Source organism: Catenibacterium sp. GCM10023432 (genome assembly GCF_042651925.1).
In the GTDB taxonomy this organism is placed as follows: domain Bacteria; phylum Bacillota_I; class Bacilli_A; order Erysipelotrichales; family Coprobacillaceae; genus Catenibacterium; species Catenibacterium mitsuoka.
In genome coordinates this window covers 1-2,171 of record NZ_JBHSEB010000052.1, presented here as the reverse complement: position 1 = coordinate 2,171, position 2,171 = coordinate 1, and the positions used below count along the sequence as shown (strand labels likewise).

Genomic DNA, 2,171 nt, shown 5'->3' with positions numbered 1-2,171 from the left:
GTGGATTTGAGTTTGGTTATATATTTGTGTCCGCGCAACGAAGGTGCGGGGAAATGGAGGAAAATATGAATAATTTAAAAATGTTGACAATCAGTTCTTTGTTGATGATTAGTTCATTATTTGGTTCTAATCATACGATTAAGCATAAGAAGATGGTTGATGGATTAAATCTAAAAAATATAGATTCTGTGATGTTTGTAGCACATCCTGATGATGAAACAATCTGGGGTGGCAGTCATCTTTTAAAGAAACATTATCTTGTTGTATGTCTAACAAATGGTAATAATAAAACAAGAAGAAAAGAATTCATGAATGTCATGAAAGCCACACATAATACAGGTGTAATGTTTAATTATCCAGATAAGACAAATGGACAGAGAGATAACTGGGATAAAGCAAGAAAAGATATTAAAAATGATGTACACTATATATTAAGTAAGAAGAAATGGAAAACTGTAGTCACACATAATCCAGATGGAGAATATGGTCATATTCACCATCAGATGACATCTTATATAGTAAGAAAAGATAGTCGTGTGGATATGAACCAGCTTGTCTATTTCGGTAAATACTATAGAAAAAAGAATATGCCTAAACACCTCAATTTTATATCTTCAAGTTATTTAAAGAAGAAAATGAAGTTGACTGGTATGTATAGTTCACAATCCAAGGTGATGGATCATCTTAGTCATATGTTACCTCATGAAAATTGGGTGAAGGCAAAGGATTGGAGATAGTTATGAACGAAAAGATCATAGTTGTGGATGATGATAAGGATATACGTGAAGTCATCCAGGTATTATTATCAAGTGAAGGGTATGAAGTGATAGAAGCAAGTAATGGAAAAGAAGCACTCGAATTAGTGGATGATGATACGGATCTCATTATTCTTGATGTGATGATGCCAGAGATGAATGGATATCAGGCTTGTGTTCTATTAAGAGAGAAAACAAAAGCCCCTATTCTCTTTTTAACCGCAAAAGGGCAGGATAGTGATAAGACATTAGGTTTTTCTAGTGGGGGTGATGATTATCTGACTAAGCCATTTTCTTATAATGAATTAAATGGGCGTGTGAAAGCATTACTGAGACGTTATCATGTGTATCAGGGTAAAGGTACGACACAAGAAAAACAGATGATATATAAGACAGGTAATATAGAAGTCAATAGTGCGAAACGTACAGCATCAATAGATGGAGAGAAACTCAACTTAACAGATTTAGAATATAATATTCTAGAGTATCTATTAATGAATAAACAGCAGGTTATTTCTCCTAGTCAGCTATTTGAAGCTATCTGGCATGAAGAATATTATTATGGGGCAAACAATACAATCATGGTGCATATTAGACATTTAAGACAAAAGATTGAAAAGGATCCTACAAATCCTGAACATATCAAAACAATCTGGGGTAAAGGATATTATTGTGAGTAAGAGATATGTAAGTCTTGCATCTAAGATTGTTATGATATTGATTGTCTCTAGTATTTCTGCTGTACTTGTCTATAGCTGTTTTAGAGAACAGATTTCCCATTATTATTCTTTTGTTGATGATATTGCTGGTATTAAAGAAAAAAGAACAAAGTTCTTTAAGGATTTTAAAGAAAAAGCGAAAGATGTGAATCTAACTGATAAGAAAAAGATTAAGAAATTAATTAAGACAAAAGACCCTTATTTGTCTGTTTATATTTATGATAATGTGAATGAGTATTATGTAGCAGGTAATTATGCCACTGTTCTTACAGAGCCAGTGAGTATGATTACACCACTTTATATCTTACAAAATGACTTTGAAACAGATGCTTATAATATGGTTTATACAAAGACAATCCAATTTAAGGATCAAAAAGCTGAAGTAGAACTGTATGATATGAACTTGCTTAAGTATATTAAGTATTATTTCTATGCTGCTTTGTTTACTTCTTTCCTCACATTCCTTCTTCCTACTTTCTTTTTTATTCGTCATAAAGTTAAATATATTGAATGTTTAAAACAGGAAATACTCAATATGTCCCATGGTGATTTATCTCATCCTATGACAATTCAAGGACGTGATGAACTTGCAGTACTTGCTCATCAAATGGATGGTCTAAGAGTGACAGGTAGAGTCAAAAGTTTATGAAAAACTTGATGAATGACAGATTTCAGGGCTCGATGAACGATGCGATAT

3 protein-coding genes are annotated in these 2,171 nt (G+C 32.4%); all 3 read left to right on the top strand.

Annotated features, from left to right (window positions below; all coding sequences use genetic code 11):
• Positions 1 to 65 precede the first annotated feature (65 nt).
• Genes ACFOZZ_RS07620 through ACFOZZ_RS07610 form a run of 3 tightly spaced genes read left to right on the top strand, consistent with a single transcriptional unit; the run spans position 66 to position 2,123 of the window.
• Positions 66 to 737: a PIG-L family deacetylase gene (locus ACFOZZ_RS07620; RefSeq protein WP_376815009.1), complete on the top strand. Its 672-nt coding sequence runs from the start codon at positions 66 to 68 to the stop codon at positions 735 to 737.
• A gap of 2 nt (positions 738 to 739) precedes the next feature.
• Positions 740 to 1,435, top strand: coding sequence for a response regulator transcription factor (locus ACFOZZ_RS07615; RefSeq protein ID WP_279078722.1), 696 nt, complete (start codon positions 740 to 742; stop codon positions 1,433 to 1,435).
• A complete protein-coding gene (locus tag ACFOZZ_RS07610; protein ID WP_376815008.1) occupies positions 1,428 to 2,123 on the top strand; it encodes a HAMP domain-containing protein in 696 nt (231 codons plus the stop codon). The genes ACFOZZ_RS07615 and ACFOZZ_RS07610 overlap by 8 nt, the downstream gene beginning before the upstream one ends.
• Positions 2,124 to 2,171 lie beyond the last annotated feature (48 nt).